Origin of the sequence: Okeania sp. SIO2C2, assembly GCF_010692625.1 — a bacterium.
In the GTDB taxonomy this organism is placed as follows: domain Bacteria; phylum Cyanobacteriota; class Cyanobacteriia; order Cyanobacteriales; family Microcoleaceae; genus Okeania; species Okeania hirsuta.
On the sequence record NZ_JAAHGM010000036.1, the window covers coordinates 46785 to 67459 of the forward strand.

Sequence of the window (20675 nt, forward strand, 5' to 3'; positions counted from 1 at the left end):
CCTGAGCACCCTAAAAAGTTCTGTATATTTACAATTTGGCTATTTCGCTGTTTGTCTGATTAATAATGACGACTGACTTGTAGCTTCTAGATTTCTAAGCTGACCCACATCTTAAATTACAGCACAAAAAATATGGAACAGTTAGTAGGCTTTGTCCCTATATCTCTTTTGCATCTAAAATGCAATAAACGCATTAAATATATACATAAAATTCATAAAAATATACATTTTGTAACAAATAATACGAATATTTCATTTAAACTCATTTACATTAGTCAACAACAAATTAATCAGAATTTGACATTAGATGGTGACAATAGATGCAGAATTTTTAAACATTTTGATTTTCTAGTTGTCAGCTCAAAAAAATTAGTAATTGAGTTAATTAAAGCATCTTAAGTGAGTTGCCCAAAAATTTATGAGACTGCCTACAAATGAGGATAATATAGATGACTGGCACAGTAGAGCGTCAAGAAAAACTAAATAAATTTGAGAAGTTTAAAGCAGAAAAAGATGGTCTGGCAGTGAAAACAGAACTAGAAAAATTTGCCAATATTGGCTGGGAAGCAATAGATAAAACTGACCGCGACCACAGACTAAAATGGTTAGGTGTATTCTTCCGACCAGTAACTCCAGGCAAATTTATGTTGCGGATGCGGATGCCAAATGGATTCATCACCAGTCAACAAATGGGAGTCTTGGCAGAAATAGTCCAACGGTACGGCGAAGACGGTAGCGCCGACATCACCACCAGACAAAACTTGCAACTGCGGGGAATTAGGATAGAAGATATTCCAGACATCTTCTATCGATTTGAACAAGTAGGTTTAACCACCGTTCAATCAGGCATGGATAATGTACGCAACATCACAGGTTCCCCAGTGGCCGGAATAGATGCTGATGAACTCTACGATACCCGCGAGTTAGTTCAGCAAGTCCAAGACATGATTACTGGCAACAGCAAAGGCAACCCAGAATTTACCAATTTACCACGGAAATTCAATATAGCGATCGCCGGATGCCGTGATAATTCTGTCCATGCGGAAATAAATGATATTGCTTTTGTTCCTGCCTACAAAAACGATAAATTTGGCTTTAATGTTCTAGTTGGTGGCTTTTTCTCGGCCAAACGTTGTGCAGCAGCTATCCCCCTTGATGCTTGGGTAGAACCAAATCAAGTTGTTGCCATCTGTCGAGCTATTTTAGAAGTATATCGCGATTATGGACTCCGAGGAAATCGCCAAAAATCAAGGTTAATGTGGCTGATAGATGAGTGGGGTCTGGATAAATTCCGCTCAGAAGTTGAGCAACAAATGGGGCAAATTCTAGAGACAGAAGCTCCAAAAGACGAAATTATCTGGGAAAAACGCGACCATATAGGGGTTTACAAACAAAAACAACCAGGGTTAAATTATATTGGGTTGCACATTCCGGTTGGTAGACTGTATGCTGACAATATGTTTGACCTAGCGCGGCTAGCTGAGGTTTATGGCAATGGGGAAATTCGGCTGACTGTGGAACAAAATGTTATTATTCCTAATGTTCCTGAGTCTAGAATAGAACCATTCCTTGGGGAACCACTCCTAGAAAAATTTTCCATTAATCCTCAACCATTAACTCGGGCTGTAGTTTCATGCACAGGGGCACAGTTTTGTAACTTTGCTATGATTGAAACCAAAAATCGTGCCGTGGCAATGGTAAAGGAACTCGAAGCTGAACTGTCAATGCCAAAACCAGTACGCATTCACTGGACTGGTTGCCCCAACTCTTGTGGACAGCCACAGGTTGCAGATATTGGTTTGATGGGTACTAAAGCACGCAAAGATGGCAAAATGGTTGAGGGTGTTGACCTGTACATGGGAGGCACAGTTGGCAAAGATGCTAAACTCGGCAATTGCGTTCAAAAAGGCATTGCCTGTGAAGACCTCAAACCTGTTTTGCGGAATTTGCTAATTGAAAATTTTGGTGCTCAACCAAAGTAAATCGTAAATCTTACAAATAAAGACCGGAGAAGCTTAAATAGCGTTTCTCAAATTTAGTCTCACAGCCAAAATTTATTTATTACATTTAAAGTACAATAACAATTAAGGAGAATCTCAACAATGTCTACTACAGTTAATGCTTCTAACAATTCACCCGAAACTGCAAAATCTCTAGGTCTAAAAATTCTATCTGTAGTTGGGTTAACACTATTTGCTGGTTCTTATGTCAATAGTTGGCAGAGTTCTCTCGCAGAATATGCTCAACAACAAGAACAAGAAGCAGAAGAAACAATAGTTGTTACATCCACTACTGATACTCCTACTATTATAGCCAGCGCACCCACATCAAAACCTACTATTGCTCCATCAACTTCTGTTGTTTCTTCCGCGGTTGATACTACCGAGTCAGTCTCAGCAGTCAATACAGTACCTGTTGCAGAAACTTCATCCATAGAAACTCAAGTAACTATGGCAGCAGTTCCAGAAACTCAAACAGCACCAAAAGTTATTACTGACTCAAATACTCTTGAGAAATTAAACTCAATGCTGTATAACCAGATAGACCAAGCTTGGAAACAATATCCAACTTTTTCTGAAAATTTAGCCTATCGAGTCACAATGAACTCTGCAGGAATGGTTGCCAAGTATGAACATATAAATAAAGCAGCTTCCGAGTACATTGGGGAAACTCCTCTAGCCAAATTGGCTAACTCTAGTATTATTGATGAGAACAAACCAACAGCAGAATATTTAGTGCTACTAACTCCCAATGGTGTACTTCAAGTTAACCAATGGTTAACCAAATAGGTCTTTGGTTTGAGGTAATACATAGTAGGTGTTAGGTAGAAATTTATATATAATTCACTACTAACTAAAAATTGCACTGATAGCGATGAAAGTAAGAAACTTTTTGATGCTAAAGTGCTTAAAAATCTGCAAAATACATAAATTATAATTTCTGCCAACCTACTATGTGATCAGAAAAAAATTTAATTGTTCGCTTTAAACTAACACCTCACTCTGGTACTAATTTAATTCACAAATTTCATAACTGCCTCAGATTATTTTTAGTTACACTTGTCAGCAAAATTAATCTTTGTTTGTGACCTTATATAGCCTTAATAATTGTAATTCAACAAAATATGTTAACAGAACTTTGGTCTTTTCGGGGCCGTTACCGTATCCTCCATTTAACTTGGTTTGCTTTTTTTCTATCATTTGTTGTTTGGTTTAACTTAGCCCCATTAGCAACATCATTAAAAGCAGACTTTGGTTTAGAAACTTCTCAAATTAGAACTATTGCTATCTGTAACGTTGCACTAACAGTACCTGCCCGAATTATCATTGGGATGTTGTTAGATAAATACGGGCCAAGAATTACCTATTCGCTGCTACTAATGTATGCAGCTATTCCCTGTATAGGTTTTGCCCTTGCACAGAATTTCAGCCAGTTAGTTATCAGTCGTTTGGCACTGAGTATTGTTGGTGCTGGTTTCGTTATTGGTATCCGCATGGTCGCTGAATGGTTTCCCCCTAAAGAAATAGGTTTGGCAGAAGGTATTTATGGCGGTTGGGGTAACTTTGGTTCTGCTGCTTCTGCTTTTACCCTTCCTACTGTAGCTGCTGTGTTAACTTTTAGTGGCGGTGAGATATTAAACTGGCGGTTATCGATCGCTCTGACAGGTATTATAGCTGCACTTTATGGTGCGTTTTATTTCTTCAATGTTCAAGATACTCCTCCTGGTAAGGTGTATAAAAAACCTAAGCGTGCCACAGGTTTAGAAGTTACCACCCAGAAAGATTTTCTCTTCCTAATTTTGATGAATCTCCCTTTAACAGGAGTTCTTTGTTTGCTAGCTTGGCGCTTGAGTAAAGTTGGTTTTCTATCTCAAGGTCAACTTTATATTGTCTGGCTATTGCTCTTAGGTTTGTACGCTTTCCAAACTTATAACTGTTGGGCAGCTAATAAAGAGTTGATGGCAGGTGATAAGCGTTATCCTCCTGCTGACCGCTATCAGTTTTCTCAAGTGGCAATTTTAGAACTCACTTATTTTGTTAACTTCGGTTCTGAGTTAGCAGTAGTTTCTATGCTTCCTGCTTTCTTTGAAAATACTTTTGGCCTGGATAAAGCCGTGGCAGGGATGATAGCAGCTAGCTATGCTTTCATGAACTTGGCATCTCGTCCTGGTGGTGGTTTAATTTCAGACAAACTTGGTAGTCGCAAGTTGACAATGACAGTATTGACTGCTGGGATGGGAATTGGTTATCTCACATTTGGTCGTGTAACTGGAGGTTGGTGGCTACCTGCTGCTGTGTTACTTACTATGATGTGTTCTTTCTTTGTGCAAGCTGCTGAAGGTTCTACTTTTGCTATAGTTCCTTTAATTAAGCGCCGAGTTACAGGTCAAATTGCTGGTAATGTTGGTGCTTATGGTAACGTAGGTGCGGTGGTTTATCTGACTACTTTTAGTCTGTTGCCTGAAGGTGCTGTTGGTAATCGAATTTTCTTTGAAGTTCTTGGTGTAATGTCAATAATTGTGGCGTTCCTGTGTGCTTTCTTCTTGAAAGAGCCAGAGGGTTCATTTGCCGAGCACCATAAGGATGAAGAGGATGAAGAGAAAGTGAATCTAGAATCTGTTCCTATGTTTGCTGAAGACTAAGAAATTTTTGAGTAGGGTAAGTTATATCATGTCCGGATAATTAGTGATAAAAAAACTCTCTCCTTCTTCTTCTTTCCTCCTGACTCCTGACTCCTGACTCCTGACTCCTCCGTCGTTGTAAGTTTTGTCCTGCGGAATTATTAAGGAAACAGCATTTAGCAATGTCAAACACCTAAATGGGTAGTACTATAATGTTGATTAACTGAACATTACAGCTAGAGAAAAAATTTAGACAATGCAGGGGAAATATATCTTAAAAATATTGTTGGCGCTCATTCTCCTTGTAAGTTTGACTGTTTTTGCTCCTTTAGCTCAAGCTGGAGAACAGGGATTAGATATCTATTTCTTTTACTCTCAAACTTGTCCCCATTGTGCCAAACAGAAACCTCTAATGGAATATATTGACCGACAAAATGAAGGGATTAAGGTTTACTCATTTGAGGTCAGTCAGAATCCCAAAATCTGGCGAGAATTTCTGGCAAAATATCAGATTGCCTCTGAGGCAGTTCCCAGGACATTTATTGGCGATCAAAATTTTATTGGTTATAGCGAAACTGAGGGTGAGTTGGAATATAATCCCGTCTATCGAGGTTATATCGGCTACCAAAACCAGATTATTCAAGCCATTGAAGCACAATTAGGATACCGAGTTAATGTTCCGGGAAGAGACAAACAGGTTGAACTTCCCTGGTATATTATTTTCTTGCCAATTTTGTATTTATTCAGCTATCCACTGCTGAGAAGAAAATTTAATAATAATGAGCAAAGAAAAAGATATTGGTTTGGGGGATTAATTGCTAGCTTTATTATTAGCCTATTTTTCTTCATCACCTTTATCCCAGATGCTACTATTAAACAATTCGCTCAAGAACTTCCCTTTCCCTTATTTGTATCTACAATTGCCCTAGCTGATGGCTTTAACCCTTGTGCTTTCAGCGTCCTGATTATTCTCTTGTCATTGCTGACTTATACCAAAAGCAGGAGAGATATGGCACTGGTTGGTTCTACTTTTGTGGTTACTTCCGCCGTGATGTATTTCCTGTTGATCATGATTATGATTCTGGTGGGTTCTGTCTTTCTCGACAAATACGGAACCATCTTTATGCTGGTACTGGGAGGAATTATTACTTTAGCTGGAGCGATTAATATTAAAGATTACTTCTTTTTTAAACAAGCATTTTCTCTTTCTCTATCTGAAAAACAGCAGTTATCTATTACCAAAAAGGCTGAGAAAATTGCTCGTAACCTGCAAAACTCCCCCACCAATGGGAAGCTATTTTTAGCAACCTTGGGCGGGACAATTATGTTAGCTATCTTTGTAAACATGGTGGAATTGGGATGTACTGCCATTCTTCCAGCAGTTTACATGACCACTTTGATTCAATACTGCCGAGAAAATGTTTGGCTTTGTTTTTCCTTCTGGACAGGGATTTATGCTTCAATTTATATCATTCCTCTCCTAGCAATTTTATTGAACTTTATTTATTCCTTCAAATCCTCAAGGCTAAGTCAAAGACAAGGAAGAATACTCAAGCTAATCGGGGGGACATTCATGGTTTTTTTTCGGATTGATGATGATTTTCAAGCCAGAGCTTTTAATTTTAGGCTAAATTCGCTAGTGCATCAACGAAGTCAGAAGTCCCCAAGTAGGGGCGTTACGAAGTATGCGAAGCAAACGGCCGTTCGCCCGTACAGAAGTTATTTTTGTAACGGGGATGCGTGAGCAACTCTTCAAAAATATTGCGCCTTAAAAGGCGGGGTTTTAGACCCATGTTATTTTGATAATGGTAGAGTGGCTCGAGTTGTGATTAATTTTTCTACTATAGGGTTTGAGTCATTTATTCATCAAACCTGCCCTTTTAAGAAATCTTTAAAACGTATCTAATTTAACAGATAATTTTTCAGAATCTATCCAATAATAAACAAAAATTAAATTCACAATCATAAAACTTAAATATTGATATTAAGTACTATATCATATTAATTATATTATAATAAAGTAAAAAATTAATTAGGGAAAATTTAGCAGGAAAAAAATTTTTGCTAGAATAAAAAGCTAAATTATTGAGCATCTAAGTTTAATGATATTCGCGTTAACTAGCTATCAGCTTTTAGCTAGCTTCCGGCAGAGGAACTACGTTAACAGCGCTTCAGCTTTTATAGCTCTGGGTACAAATCCCCCGCTTCCGATCGGCGGGATGGCTCTCGGAGGAGTTGATAGCGGTTTTCACAAAGGTAGACAATAAAACTTCTGCCCCCTGCCCTCAGGATAGCTGCCTTTAAGCCAAAATCTCTGTATTCTATGTTCATGAAAACTGCTATAAATCTCCTTTGCGTTCCGGAATGCTTCGCAAACGAGGGTGTCTCAAAAAAAAAATCTGCGGCTGATTGCTGACCGCTGACCGCTTCTTTAATTTCACTTGTTCGTCTGCAAATAAAATTATTCTTAAAGTAAACTATGGAACCTACCAAAACTCTTTGCCCTTATTGTGGAGTTGGCTGTGGCTTAGATGTATTACCGCCAGCAATTCCTGGAAAAGCAACAAATCGAGATAGCAAAGGTAATCCAATTTGGCGAGTACGGGGTGATAGCTCTCATCCCTCTAGTCAAGGCAAAGTTTGTGTAAAAGGTGCCACTGTTGCTGAAGCATTGGATAAAAGTCGCCTCAAATATCCAATGATGCGCGATACCCTAGATGAGCCTTTCCGTCGTGTTACTTGGGATCAAGCTTTTAATCGGATTGTTAATCGGATTCAAACTGTACGCTTGACTCAAGGACCGGATGCAATTTGTATGTACGGGTCTGGTCAGTTTCAAACAGAAGATTATTATGTAGCTCAGAAATTTCTCAAAGGATGTCTGGGGACTAATAACTTTGATGCTAACTCTCGTCTCTGTATGTCTTCGGCAGTATCGGGGTATGTTCAAAGTTTTGGTTCCGACGGCCCCCCCTGTTGCTACGACGATTTAGAAAAAACAGACTGTGCATTTTTAATCGGTACTAATGCAGCTGAATGTCACCCCATTGTATTTAATCGTCTGCGGGTTCACCACAAGAAAAATAAGAAAGTGAAAATGATTGTGGTAGACCCCCGTCGTACTCAAACAGCGGAAGCAGCAGATTTACATTTGGCCATTCGACCAGGTACGGATATCGATCTACTCAACGGTATTGCTAATCTACTCATGCGTTGGGGAGCGATCGATGCTACATTCATTGATGAATGTACCACTGGTTTTCCTGAATACACTGATGTGATTCGTCATTCCCCACCCGATCTAGTTGCACGCCACTGCGATATCCGTTTGGATGATTTGGAAAAGGCAGCTCGTTATTGGAGTGAGTCAAAGCAAGTTTTATCTTTGTGGTCAATGGGAATGAATCAGTCGTCTGAGGGGACTGCCAAGGTCCGGACTCTGATTAATCTGCATTTGATGACAGGTAATATTGGTAAACCGGGTGCAGGACCCTTTTCACTGACTGGTCAACCTAATGCTATGGGTGGTAGGGAAGCTGGTGGACTGGCTCATATTTTGCCTGGTTATCGGGTGGTGAAAAATTCCCAGCATCGGGCTGATTTGGAAAAGTTATGGGGATTGACTCCTGGGCAAATTTCTGCTGTTCCTGGTCGCACTGCTTGGGAGATGATTACGGCTTTGGAACGCCAAGAATTAGGTTGTTTGTGGATTGCAGCGACTAATCCGGCAGTGAGTATGCCAGATTTAGAGCGGACTAAGGCTGCTTTGTTGCGATCGCCTTTTACTGTTTATCAGGATGCTTATTATCCTACTGAAACAGCGGAATATGCTCATCTTTTGTTACCTGCTGCTCAGTGGGGAGAAAAAACAGGAACGATGACAAACTCGGAGCGAGTGGTGACTTTGTGTTCTGCATTCCGCGATCCCCTGGGAGAAGCAAAAGCAGATTGGGAAATTTTTGCAGAGGTAGGTCGCCGTTTAGGATTTACAAATCAGTTTGATTTTGCTGACTCGGAAGCAGTGAGAGCTGAGTTTCTTGAGTTGACACGCAGTCGTCCCTGTGACCAGACGGATATTACCTACGAGCGGTTACGGGAAAAGGGTCCGATTCAATGGCCTTGTCCCGATAGTAGTGGAGTATCTCAGGAACGTCTGTATACTAATTTCCGATTTAATACTCCTGATGGCAGGGCAAAGTTTGCTGCATTTTACTCTCAAGGTTTAGCAGAACCACCAAATTTTGATTATCCTTTTGTGTTGACAACAGGGCGCTTATATGCTCATTGGCATACTCAAACACGCACAGGACGCATTGATAAAATTAGAAAAATGCACCCGATGCCGTTTATAGAAATTCATCCAAAGGATGCTGAGAAGTTAGAGATTGAAGAAAATGACTGGGTAGAAGTGCGATCGCGACGAGGTGCAGCAAGATTTCCAGCAAAAGTGACTAAAGCTATTACTCCCGGGACTGTATTTGTGCCGATGCACTGGGGCGCACTATGGGCAAATCAAGCAGAGGCAAATGCTTTGACTCATCCTCAAGTTTGTCCTGAGTCTGGGCAACCAGAGTTAAAAGCTTGTGCCGTGCAGTTGAGGCCAATTAAATTTGAAACTTCTGCTATGGAAGACTTAATGGAATCAGAGTATTCTGTAGAAAGATCGTCAGCGCTCTCTTTGAGGGGATGATCTGGCGCTATGCGCAAGTCAGGAGTCAGGAATCAGGAGTAAGGAGGAAAGAGGATTTAGGTGTAGGTTGGGTTGAAGAATGTTAGCGTAGCTTATTTTCTGTTTGAATTAGTTGCGCCTGAGCTTGTTTTAGGTCTTTCAAAGCTTGTGTGAATTCAGCACTACGTTTCTCTAGTTTTTGATCAGCTAACTTTAATTCTCTAGTATACTCTCCTACCGATTGTATAAGCTGATTTAGGGCTATCAACAGTATTAAAATAATTGGACATGCGTTCAACAGAAATAGACAAATACTCTGTGATATACTAGATCTATGTCTAACTTATTAAACTATTAAAAAAGGTGGCAAATCAATTGAAATGCAATCAATTAAGACTAAATTAAAAGTTAATAATAAGCAAAAAACACTACTTGCCAAACACGCGGGTGTAGCCCGTCATGCCTATAACTGGGGATTAGCGGCTTGCATTGCTGAATACCAATCAACCAAGAAACGACTGAGTGCTATCACTTTACATAAACGTTTGGTGAGGGAAGTCAAAAGTCAAAATCCCTGGTATTATGAAGTATCAAAGTGTGCCCCTCAACAAGCATTAAGAAACTTAGAAAGGGCATTTAAAAACTTTTTTACTATTCCCAAACGTGGATTTCCTAAGTTTAAGAAAAAAGGAAAAAAAGATAGTTTTTATCTAGAAGGAAGCATTAAAATCTTGAAAGGAAACTACATCAAATTACCCAGAATAGGAATAGTAAAAACTTATGAAATCTTACCCTCTGTGTCAATTAAAAATGTCACAATATCTAAACGAGCAAATAATTGGTATATCAGCTTTAAATATAATTATCAACCAATTCCTACCGCCAAAGAACGAGACATTATCGGCGTAGATGTAGGAATAAATGCTCTAGCAACTTGTAGTGATGGAACCAAATTTGCCAACGTCAAAGCCTATAAGCAAGGCAAAAAACGACTAACTCTTGATCAACGTCGTGTCAACAAAAAAGAGCTAGGTTTCCTGCGGAATGCTACGCAAACGAAAAACAGAGCCAAAGCCATCAAAAAATTAGCCAAACTGCACAAGAAAATATCTGATATCAGAGCAGATGCACTACATAAACTAACAACATGGGCGAGCTTTGAACCACAGCACCATAGTCATAGAAGATTTGAATGTAAGTGGAATGCTCAAAAAGCGGTGCGACCCCGCGACGACGTCAGCTCGCTTGCGGAACGCGCACCAAGACATCATAAATTGGCAAGTGCCATAGCAGATTGTGGTTTTTATGAGTTTAAGCGTCAGCTAATATACAATTGCGAGTGGTATGGCAGTGAATTAGTGATAGCTGATAGATTTTATCCAAGTTCTCAAATTTGTTCTCACTGTGGGCATCAACAGAAAATGCCATTAAATGTGAGAACTTATGATTGTAGTAACTGTGGATTTCAATCTGACAGAGACTTTAACGCTGCTGTCAACCTAGAAAACTATGTGAATAAGTAGCTTGAGTTCCAAGGGATTTTAAGCCTGTGGAGAAGATAAGTGACAGACGATAGTCAGTGGTCTTCAGTGTTTGCGCAGCATTCCGTAGGAAAACAGGAAGCTAGCTCCAAAGCTCATGCAATCATGCTTTGGGTAAGTTTGGGTAAGTTTAGTAGAACGGATATAGCTAATAACCCTACTTCATCAGTAGTGGTTACTTTAGCTTGCAGGCAAAAATCAGATTCTGCTGTCACCCTTTGGGCGGTCTCAGTTAATGTTTTGAGTGGACGGGTGATCGCTCGACATTATTCACTTAAAGATTTTAAGAAAGTTACCTGAGTAGCATAACCTTTGACTGATATATATTTCAATCCCACCAGATAGCATAATTTGGTGGGATTTTAAGTTTTAAATTTGGCGTTGGTGGGTGGAGAATGCTGTAAAATCTAAAGTGTCACAAGTTGGGGTCTAGACAAAATATGCGCAAAATAGGACATAATGTTAACTTTTGTTAATATTTCCATATATATACTTGAATCTCACCATGTATACACTCTTGATTGCAAAACTAAAAGCGCATCAAATTGAATTGATTCAAGGAAATAATACTTACAAACAAAACACTTTAGTTGTTATTACTAAAATAGTCTGTACCCTTCGTACGAAAGAAGTTGCAGGGTTTTTGAACTCGACCAAATTCTTGAGATTTTTACTTTTATTTACATCGTGTCCTATTTTCTACATATCTTGTCTATACCCGTATTATGTCCCTATTGAAGAGCGAAATATTCAACAGTTGAAAGATTTATGTAATGGGTTTGGCTTCACTAAGGAACAACTACGGGAATATGGTTCGCTGAAGCAACGAGAAACTTATATTAAGGCTTTGAAGTCTGTAAAAAACTTGTTAGGGGGTCAGCTAGAATAAGAGAAGGTAATATTTTCTCTGCAATTCTGATGTGGAACGCAGGAAAAGTAAAAATAACTCTTGAAAATCCTTTTTTCTCCTCTTCTATTATACACAAACGATGCTACCGGACATGATATGACTATAATTTTGTAATACTTTTTGCAAAATTTCCGGGTTTACTATACGATTTTTTTGAAAGGAAAAAGGGAACAGAGAACATAAAATCTAAATGCGTCTTAGTTTACTCTACTCCCAATCAAAACTTATATAAATTTACTAGACATCTCCAGAAATTAAATATTCCTATTCGAGCAACCTTTGTAGAGAGGTTATGTACAGTCCGTTTCATTAGCGTGAAAATAACCTCTGCTATTCCTTCCTACTCCATTACTCAAGGTTTCTACATTCTTTTTTACGCTGATGTCTACTGTTCGATCGCAGAACCATAAATTTGCCATAGCTGAATAAGATTATTTTTTGAAACACTTACAAGTTGTTTGTTATCTGGACTAAAAACAATTGCACCATCACCTTTGATACTTCTCAAAAATTTTCCCGTACCAAGATCCCACAGATTAATATTACCATCCTCACTGCTACTAGCCAGTATTTTTCCATCTGGACTAATTGCGATCGCCTTAATTGCCTGAGAATGTTTTTCTAGAGTATAACGTATTTTCCAGGTTTCCACATCCCAAACTAAAATCTTACTTTCTCCCTTCATCGCATGAGCAATAGTTTGCCCATCTTCACTGAAAGCGATCGCTTCTATGCCACGATTATTATTTGTATTGGGTATAGAAAGATTTCTCAACAGTTGCCCTTGCTCTACATTCCACAGTCGAATAAATCTCGGCCCTCCACTAGCTGCCATGCGCAGGCCACCAGCGCCAAAAGCAATAGGTTGAGTACCATTCATCCTGTGCAGTAGTTGCCCTGTATAAATATCCCAAGATTTCATTCCGCGATCAGCGCTGCATCCTATTACTGCTCTGCCATCAGCGGTGAAACCAACAGCAGTTACTACCCCTGAATGCAAAAAACTGACGAGCATTTCTCCTGTAGGAATATCCCATAATTTCACTGTACCATCTCCACTTCCACTAGCTAGAGTTTTTCCATCTGGACTAATTGCTACTGAGCGGACATTAGCTTGATGACTGGATAAAGTATCTAGCAATTTGCCTGTTTGTAAGTTCCACAGTAGGACATCTTGACCGCGACTACTGGCTAATATTTCTCCATCAAAACTAATGGTTACAGATAAAGCAGAATCTGGTTGTTGATTAGATAGAGAGCGAACTAACCTTGGTGCTAGAACTAGATCGTTACTAATATCTGGCTGAGTTTCTGTATTTTCTGTTTCTGTGGTTGCTTGGGGTGAAGTTTCGGGTTGTTGTGTTTCTGTATTGTCTTCTGTTTCTGGTGGCAGTATTCTTGGTGGAAGTGTATTTTCTGTTTCTGTGGTTGCTTGGGGTGAAGTTTCGGGTTGTTGTGTTTCTGTATTGTCTTCTGTTTCTGGTGGCAGTATTCTTGGTGGAAGTGTATTTTCTGTTTCTGTGGTTGCTTGGGGTGAAGTTTCGGGTTGTTGTGTTTCTGTATTGTCTTCTGTTTCTGTTGTTTCTAGTGGAAGTGTTCTTGGTGACAGTGTATTTTCTGTTTCTCTGGTTGTTTGAGGTGAAATTTCTTCCGTGTCATTAGTCGCAAAGGTGACAGTTTCTTGATTTTCTGTAGCAGTATTTTCAGGCACAACTACATTTCCGCTAATTTGTCGATCGCTATCATAACCTTGATCTACTAAAAATTGACGCAAATTATCAAAATATACTTCGCGATCGCTGTTTTGATATACCTTTTCTATTAATTTCCAACCATCTTCTTTTTGACCTAACAAATATTTATTTGCTAGATAAGCTGCCAAAACTCCTTTGACATTTTGATTTTGACTAGAACGCTGATAAAATTCTAGCCAAAGTTCTGAAGCGCTAGTATTTATTTGTACTGGATATTGCCTGGTAACATCTACCATTTCTCCTTGACGATACTGCCAAATACGAATGGGAAATCTAGCATCATTTATATTAGAAAATACGTTGGTAAATCTACCATCAACACTTTTAAATTCTGGAATATTATCTCGATCTAAATCTGTGAGTCTATAATTGACATTTCCCCAGAAATGACGCAACATAGAATATTTATTTTGTGTTTGTTCGTAGAGATAAATCAATGAATAAGTACCACTATCAAATACAACATCGCTATTATTTATAGTCATTAAATCTACTAATACTTCTGATTCTCCATTTCCATCTAAGTCTAGTAACTGTACTTTCACAAATTCACCTGCTAATACTTCCATTTCAGTGTCAGATTCTGAGTCACCTGCTAAAGATTTAACTGGTATTGGTTCATTTAAAATAATTTCTCCATCTCTGATAATTTTCAGATTTAAGTTACTTACTAAATCTGTATTATTTGCTTGTTCGTAAATAATTTCTGCTTGTAAATTACCGTTGCCAAACCTTTCTACGATTCCTGGTGGTTCTGTATTTTCTGTAGAAGATTCTGGAGTAGTTTCTGAGTTAGTATTTGCCGTAGATTCTGGAGTAGTTTCTGGTGCAGTTGCGGTAGTTGTTGATTGAGTATCTATATCAATTTTTGCAATGTATTCTGAGGGAACTTTAGAAACTAAACTATTATTATTTGTTTCAAAATTTGCAATAGATTGACAGAGAAAAGTAGCCACCTCTGAGCGAGTAGCATCTCGATTAGGATTTAGTTTCCTCACATTTGGATAATTTACAACAATACCTTTTGCTGTTGCTGCGGCAATAGATTTTTTCGCCTCTTCAGGAATTGCTTCTGCATCTTCAAAGGTTGTGTTTAAATTTCCTTCCACAGATGCACTTGCTCGATAATTTAATCCTTGACTTAAAGCTGTTAATACCTGCCATCTTGTAATCTTGAGAGTAGGATTAAAAGTTTTGCCTATATATCCGGAGAGAAAACCCATTTCATAAGATTTTTGAATTGCATTATAAGCCCAATAATTTTGAGGAATATCTACAAACTTAATCGGGTCGCGGATTAATTTTGCATCTGGAAAAGCCCTAGTAATCATTGCAGCAAATTCCGCTCTAGTTACAGGTGCATTAGGGCGAAATGTTTGATTTTCATAGTCGCCAGATATTATTTTTCGGTCTAATAAATCTTCAATACAAGCTTGAGCAAAATGATTTTGTATATCTTTTAAGGTTGTTTGACCAAGTGCTGGTTTGATAATTTTATGGTCAAATAATTTGGGATTGATTATGGTACTTAATGTTACAACTAAAGCAACTACAGGATGCCATTTATAATTTTTTATCATTAATTTTCCTCTACCAATTTTGAGTTCTAAAAAATAGCTCAACTTTTGTCATCTGAACTACTCAAGACTACCTTGAGAAGAAAGCTTTGATTACAGACTGACAATTTCTTATTCTAGCCAGTTTATTCTATCTCTGACCAAAGAAAATTATATTTGTTTCCATTTTCATTAGACATCTCCAGAAAAGAGGGAATAGGCAATAGGCAATGGGCAATAGGGAGAAGTAATTAATAATTTATGGATAAGAATTGATTTTATTTTTGATTTTTACCAGAGGTCTATTAGACATTTGTCAATCAAAAAATGGGTGCTTGGTAGAATGTTTCATTCGGGATTACGAGAAAAGGCTTATTTCAACAATTAATAATTACCTTTTCTTAAAATTGTAGGATTGATTAAAAAGATTTTTTATCCTTGTAGGGCGACAACCAATATCCCAGCGAAGGAGAGATTTTAAAACTTAATTATTCGATAATTTATGGAGAGTTCTATTTATTAGACATCTCCTCCAAAAGAGGGAGTAAAGAGTAGGTAGGGATGTTGGATGCAACGTTCGTAGGTCGTAGGTTCAACAATGAATAATGAATAATGAATAATGAATAATTACCTCTTCTTTTCAAGGAGAGGATTGACTAATAATGAAAATTTTTCTTTATTATCCCCTTAAAAGGGGAGGCACATACCCACAATTTTTCGGTAAAGAATTGATAATTTCTGTGCGATAGTTGATTTTATTTTTTATTATCACCAGATGTCTATTGAAGAAGTAATACCAATTTGAGAATTATTTGCTACAAATAATATCATGTTTAGTTGAATACTTATAAATAACTTAGCGAGGAGTCAGGAGTCAGTCCTCAGAAGTCAGTAGGGAAGAAAAAAGGAAGGAACAAAATTCATTAATTGATAATTGATAATTGATAATTGATAATTACCTCTGGTTAAAACCGTTACGGAATTGAATATAAGGAATATTTTCTTTTCTCTTGGTCGATTGGATATGGCGAGGAAACCTCACCATCCCATCCTACGGAATGCTCCGCAAACAGCAATTAGTAATGAATAATTACTTCTCAGGTTTAGTCCGGTGACTTTAACAGTAACTTTTATTCTGTCTCAATTTCTCAATTATTTTTACCTTCCCCAAAATTAATAGCTGATAGCTAATAGCTGACCGCTGAATGCTTACGAATTATTTAATTATTAATTATTTGGTAAAGATAATTTCAGTATTTATTCGGTACTGTCAGTTCTTAAATTTTATTTATAACTGACCCGTCCGAATATGATATAACTAGGCTACTTCTTAGGAGTCAAGATTCGGAATGAATAGCTTTGATACCATTTTTTAGGTCGTAACTTATCTTTTTAGTCAAAGGAAAATTTCCTGTAGATTTTTTTGAGCGCCCTGATTATTCTAAACATTCTTTTTTCACCCTTGGTATAAGAGGCAAGAAGAGAAAGATGATAAATCTATTTATTTATCGGTCTATCTTTCGTTACTTAATTCTATCTGGTTTATTTGTTTGCCACATTTGGTCTATAGTAATAAACTTGTAATTTTTTTCTAGTAAAATTGGAATTATTTCCGCAACTATTTTTGCCACATCTTGACCGCCATAATATCCATCATGCAAAACAATAATAGAACCATTAGAGGTTTGTTGAACTACTCGATTAACTACCACTGAAATTCCTGGTCTAACCCAATCTTCAGGTACTACACTCCACATAATATTTCGATATCCCCATTCCTGTAATAATTTTAAAGTTTGAGGTAGAAATACACCATTAGGAGGACGAACATCACAAACTAATTTTGCTTCTAATCCACAAGCATTATAAATAGAAAGCTCAGTTTTTTTTAAACTAGATTTAAGTTGAATAGGAGTTAGTTTAGGAAATGATATATGTTCGTAGCCATGTAAACCAATCCAATGACCTTTTTCATATGCAGCTTTAGCTATTTCTGGATAACGATCTATACATATACCTAACCAAAAAAAGTTAGCTTTAATCTGATATTTATCTAGAACTTCTAATAATTGAAGTGTATATTCTGGATGTGGTCCATCATCAAAAGTAAGAGTAATTTCTGATTTTTGTGTATTTCCTTGCCATAAACAATTAGGGAAAGCTGATTTTAATATTGGATGTAAAATAGGAAATAAAGGTGCTAGTGCCATAATGAAGTCAGAAGTTAGAAGTCAGGAGTTGTTTTTGTAACCAGTATTTGAGCAAGCTTCCAAAAATATTTCGCCTTAAAAGGTGGGGTTGCGTGACCCAATTATTTTGATAAGGAACAAGAATTAAATAAGATCCATAAATGTGCTTACAATTCCATGTTAACAGGTCATCTAAACCATAGACTATAGCTAGGGCAATATGTAACGCATCATTAGCAGCTTTAGGGGGGAGGTTGCTTAGAGTCAGAAATTGTTTGGCTAAGTTTTCTACTGTTAAATTTAATCCAAGTAAGGGAAAATCTTGCAAAATCTCCAGTCTCTTAGTAGCTATTTCAGTATCTCCTTAAGCTACTTCATCTAAAACTACCTGAGAGATGTACAGCGTAAAATGACCCCGGTATTTTTCCCACCAATCCATAGTAATTTGTCTATTAGCCATCAGGATTAAGTTATTACTCTATCTGACAGTTAGATAGCCAATTATACTGGTTTCGATATATACAGTTTCGGTCACAAATTTATATTACTTCGACAACATTTGCTTTTATTGCGGATGTCGCAATAAGAATTTTTACTTAATTTGATCGCATTTGCTTTTGTTGCGGATGGCGCAATAGGAGTTTTTGCTCAAGATTTGCTTTTGTTGCGGATGGCGCAATAGGAGTTTTTGCTCAAGATTTGCTTTTGTTGCGGATGGCGCAATAGGAGTTTTTGCTCAAGATTTGCTTTTGTTGCGTATGTCGCAATAGGAGTTTTTGCTCAAGATTTGCTTTTGTTGCGTATGGCGCAATAGGAGTTTTTGCTCAAGATTTGCTTTTGTTGCGTATGTCACAATAGGAGTTTTTGCTCAAGATTTGCTTTTGTTGCGTATGTCACAATAGGAGTTTTTGCTCAAGATTTGCTTTTGTTGCGTATGTTGCAATAGGAGTTTTTACTCAACATTATGTGCGGAATGTGGGCTGTAACTATTGGACAATAGATAAAACATTAATAATGGCGAAACACAGCGATCGCTACTCAGTAGAACAATAACTATTGGACAATAGATAAATCATCAATAATCTCGAAATAGAGCGATCGCTACTCAGCAGAGCAATAACTATTGGGCAATAGATAAAACATCAATAATCTCGAAATAGAGCGATCGCTACTCAGCAGAACAATAACTATTGGACAATAGATAGAACATCAATAATCTCGAAATAGAGCGATCGCTACTCATTGGTAGTCATTGATAGATTTTTCCCATCCTCAAAGACTTGCTCGAACTGCGGTCATGTTCAAGATATGCCCTTGGAGCTGAGAACTTATGATTGCCCAGAGTGTGGGTTGTCAATAGATAGAGATTTAAACGCTAGTATTAATTTGAGAGATGCGGTCGGCTTGACCGTGAATGCCTGTGGATGAGTAGCCGCCGACGGCCTCACAAGAAGCAGGAAGTAAACAGTAAAATGTCATTTTATGACGTTTTATGTCGGTTTTATGAAGCAGTCCCGAAGTTGATTTAACTTTTTCTGGACTTCAATCAGAAGTATGTGGCTGAAAATTTATGTTAAATCTTTTAGATTATAGAAAAATTCGGTCTTAATAATTAAAATTTATTGCATATATTGCAAGTTGCTATTGTCGGTTTTGAAAATTTATGCCATATTGCTTATGTAATTATATTTAGAACCTAAGATAAAAATTTTACATTAAGGTAGAATTTTAAGTTCAAAAATCAAGTAAACTAAGGAAAAATACAGATGGCAGGTGGAGATTTTGCGAATACTGATTTTGCGGCAGCAGCACCCTTTACTTATAATCACGATACAGGGGGAGGTGCATATAACGACAGGACTGTAGGTGATTTTAATGACATTACCGAACAGCTAGAGGGTGGTCAATTTGCCTTTGGTGAGATTGTCACCTACCTTGTCCAAATTGAAATGGAAGGGACAACTGTAGATACAGTCCAAACCGCCGAGTTCGATTTCAAATTCTTGGCCAATAGTACAGGGCAGGCTGGTGCAGCTCATGCTGATATTGTCAATGTCGCTGTCAACTACGGTGATGTCGAAAACGGTGATGATGGTACAGGAATTAACCCAGGTATTGGCTTCTTTGGCTTGGATAGCGGTATTAGCGATGATGGTGGTAGTACAGCAACATTGATTAGTGAGTCCCTGACAGGTCCTCTTTTCCAGTAAGGTAGTGAGTTGCTGGGAACTGTTCAGGTAGATGACCTAGAAGCAGGTGAGAAGGTTGTGCTACGGATTGATGTCTTGCTTGCTGGAGACCCTGGTAGTAGTCCAACTGGTAATCTCCAAGGTCAATTGGAAGCTGGCCGTGTTGTTTTTGCTGATGGACAAGCTGTTGATGACACTATTAATACTGGTCAACAAACTATTCCCTTCCTGAAAATAGGTGAGATTGAAGGTGCTGGCGATCCATTACTGGATATCCAGAAAACGGTTACTACCCAAGGTGGTAGTTTTGATTCTAGCGTTGAAGAGTTGACTGTAACCTCTGGTGATACGGTGCGCTATTACTATGAAGTTAGTAATGACGGTACTGCCGAACTGTTTGATTTAGATTGGACTGATGATGCTGGAACACCAGGCGATACAACTGATGATTTTACTTTAACCGATGCTTCCATCCTGAAAGTCATTGATTTTGATGGCAACGAGTTTACCTCTGGGTTTGACAGTCTTTATGGAAACCTTGATGGTGAGGGAGACGCAAATGATTTGGCACCAGGTACAACCGTAATTTTCTATGAAGAAGTTCAACTGTCTACTCAAGGTACAGTTATTAATACAGCAGATGCCATTGGTAATAATGGTGCCTCTGGTGGAAACTTTGAAGAACTTACCGACTCAGATACTGCCACAGTTAATGTGGAGGGAACTCCAGCAATTGGAGTTAGCAAAACAGCAGATGTAACCATTGTGAATGCTGTGGATCAGGTAGTTACCTATACCTACACAGTCAGCAATGATGGTGATGTACCGTTGACTGGAATTACCCTGAGCGATGACAACTTCACCCCTGCTGATACAGGTGACGACTTTAACCCTACTCTCACTGATGATGGTAATGGTGATGAAATTTTAGATGTGGGTGAAAGTTGGACTTACACAGCGACTTACACCGTTACCCAAGCAGATATTGATGATGGTTCCGATTTGGTGAACGTTGCTACTGCTGACAGCAATGAAACTGAAGAAAAGACAGATGATGAAACCGTTGATGTAGTCCAAAACCCTAATTTAGCAGTTGTCAAGACTGGTGATATTACTGAGGTACAGGTAGCTGGAACTGATATTACTTACACATATACAGTAACTAACACAGGCAACCAGACCTTGACTAACGTTACGGTTGTTGACGATAACTTTACCGTACGAACTAAACTGTAGAAAATCGTGA

The 20675-nt window shown here is 38.1% G+C and carries 13 protein-coding genes and 2 pseudogenes; 10 read left to right on the top strand and 5 right to left on the bottom strand.

What is annotated here, in order from left to right:
• Positions 1-449: 449 nt before the first annotated feature.
• The 3 genes from F6K18_RS23980 (at position 450) to F6K18_RS23990 (ending at position 4642) form a co-directional block, all read left to right on the top strand.
• On the top strand, positions 450-1982 hold the full coding sequence (locus tag F6K18_RS23980; RefSeq protein WP_287524804.1) for a ferredoxin--nitrite reductase: 1533 nt from the start codon (positions 450-452) through the stop codon (positions 1980-1982).
• Between the two features lie 120 nt (positions 1983-2102).
• Positions 2103-2789: a hypothetical protein gene (locus tag F6K18_RS23985; RefSeq protein WP_287524805.1), complete on the top strand. Its 687-nt coding sequence runs from the start codon at positions 2103-2105 to the stop codon at positions 2787-2789.
• Positions 2790-3124: 335 nt separating this feature from the next.
• Entirely contained in the window at positions 3125-4642 is a 1518-nt protein-coding gene (locus tag F6K18_RS23990; protein ID WP_287524807.1) for an MFS transporter, read from the top strand.
• A 21-nt stretch (positions 4643-4663) separates the two neighbouring features.
• Here F6K18_RS23990 and F6K18_RS23995 read toward each other — a convergent pair whose 3' ends face one another.
• Complete coding sequence (locus F6K18_RS23995; RefSeq protein ID WP_287524809.1) at positions 4664-4804, bottom strand: hypothetical protein; 141 nt, start codon at positions 4802-4804, stop codon at positions 4664-4666.
• Positions 4805-4931: 127 nt separating this feature from the next.
• Here F6K18_RS23995 and F6K18_RS24000 point away from each other — a divergent pair, with 127 nt between their 5' ends.
• The 3 genes from F6K18_RS24000 to F6K18_RS24010 all read left to right on the top strand — a co-directional run bounded on the left by F6K18_RS24000 (position 4932) and on the right by F6K18_RS24010 (position 10813).
• The gene (locus F6K18_RS24000) at positions 4932-6365 is read left to right on the top strand and encodes a thioredoxin family protein (RefSeq protein ID WP_287524811.1); all 1434 of its coding nucleotides are present in this window, start codon (positions 4932-4934) and stop codon (positions 6363-6365) included.
• 735 nt (positions 6366-7100) lie between these two features.
• Positions 7101-9311, top strand: coding sequence for a nitrate reductase (locus F6K18_RS24005; protein WP_287524813.1), 2211 nt, complete (start codon positions 7101-7103; stop codon positions 9309-9311).
• 359 nt (positions 9312-9670) lie between these two features.
• Positions 9671-10813 carry an RNA-guided endonuclease TnpB family protein gene (locus F6K18_RS24010; protein WP_287524815.1) on the top strand — a complete coding sequence of 381 codons (1143 nt, stop codon included), beginning with the start codon at positions 9671-9673 and terminating at the stop codon, positions 10811-10813.
• Positions 10814-10926: 113 nt separating this feature from the next.
• Here F6K18_RS24010 and F6K18_RS24015 read toward each other — a convergent pair whose 3' ends face one another.
• Positions 10927-11046: a hypothetical protein gene (locus F6K18_RS24015; protein ID WP_287524817.1), complete on the bottom strand. Its 120-nt coding sequence runs from the start codon at positions 11044-11046 to the stop codon at positions 10927-10929.
• Positions 11047-11588: 542 nt separating this feature from the next.
• Here F6K18_RS24015 and F6K18_RS24020 point away from each other — a divergent pair.
• The gene (locus F6K18_RS24020; protein ID WP_287524819.1) at positions 11589-11720 is read left to right on the top strand and encodes a hypothetical protein; all 132 of its coding nucleotides are present in this window, start codon (positions 11589-11591) and stop codon (positions 11718-11720) included.
• Positions 11721-12126: 406 nt separating this feature from the next.
• On the opposite strand, the gene F6K18_RS24025 is transcribed toward F6K18_RS24020, so the two are convergent.
• From F6K18_RS24025 to F6K18_RS24035, 3 genes and pseudogenes are all read right to left on the bottom strand, one after another.
• On the bottom strand, positions 12127-15075 hold the full coding sequence (locus F6K18_RS24025) for an S-layer homology domain-containing protein (RefSeq protein WP_287524821.1): 2949 nt from the start codon (positions 15073-15075) through the stop codon (positions 12127-12129).
• A gap of 1499 nt (positions 15076-16574) precedes the next feature.
• On the bottom strand, positions 16575-17261 hold the full coding sequence (locus F6K18_RS24030) for a polysaccharide deacetylase family protein (protein WP_287524823.1): 687 nt from the start codon (positions 17259-17261) through the stop codon (positions 16575-16577).
• Between the two features lie 139 nt (positions 17262-17400).
• Positions 17401-17700 (bottom strand): annotated as a pseudogene (locus tag F6K18_RS24035) (type II toxin-antitoxin system VapC family toxin); the annotation flags it as partial.
• Between the two features lie 782 nt (positions 17701-18482).
• On the opposite strand from F6K18_RS24035, the pseudogene F6K18_RS24040 reads away from it, so the two are divergent.
• The 3 genes and pseudogenes from F6K18_RS24040 to F6K18_RS24050 all read left to right on the top strand — a co-directional run.
• A pseudogene (locus F6K18_RS24040) lies at positions 18483-18572 on the top strand (hypothetical protein); the annotation flags it as partial.
• A gap of 434 nt (positions 18573-19006) precedes the next feature.
• Complete coding sequence (locus F6K18_RS24045) at positions 19007-19450, top strand: hypothetical protein (RefSeq protein ID WP_287524825.1); 444 nt, start codon at positions 19007-19009, stop codon at positions 19448-19450.
• 9 nt (positions 19451-19459) lie between these two features.
• Positions 19460-20665 carry a hypothetical protein gene (locus tag F6K18_RS24050; RefSeq protein WP_287524827.1) on the top strand — a complete coding sequence of 402 codons (1206 nt, stop codon included), beginning with the start codon at positions 19460-19462 and terminating at the stop codon, positions 20663-20665.
• The last annotated feature ends 10 nt before the right edge of the window (positions 20666-20675 follow it).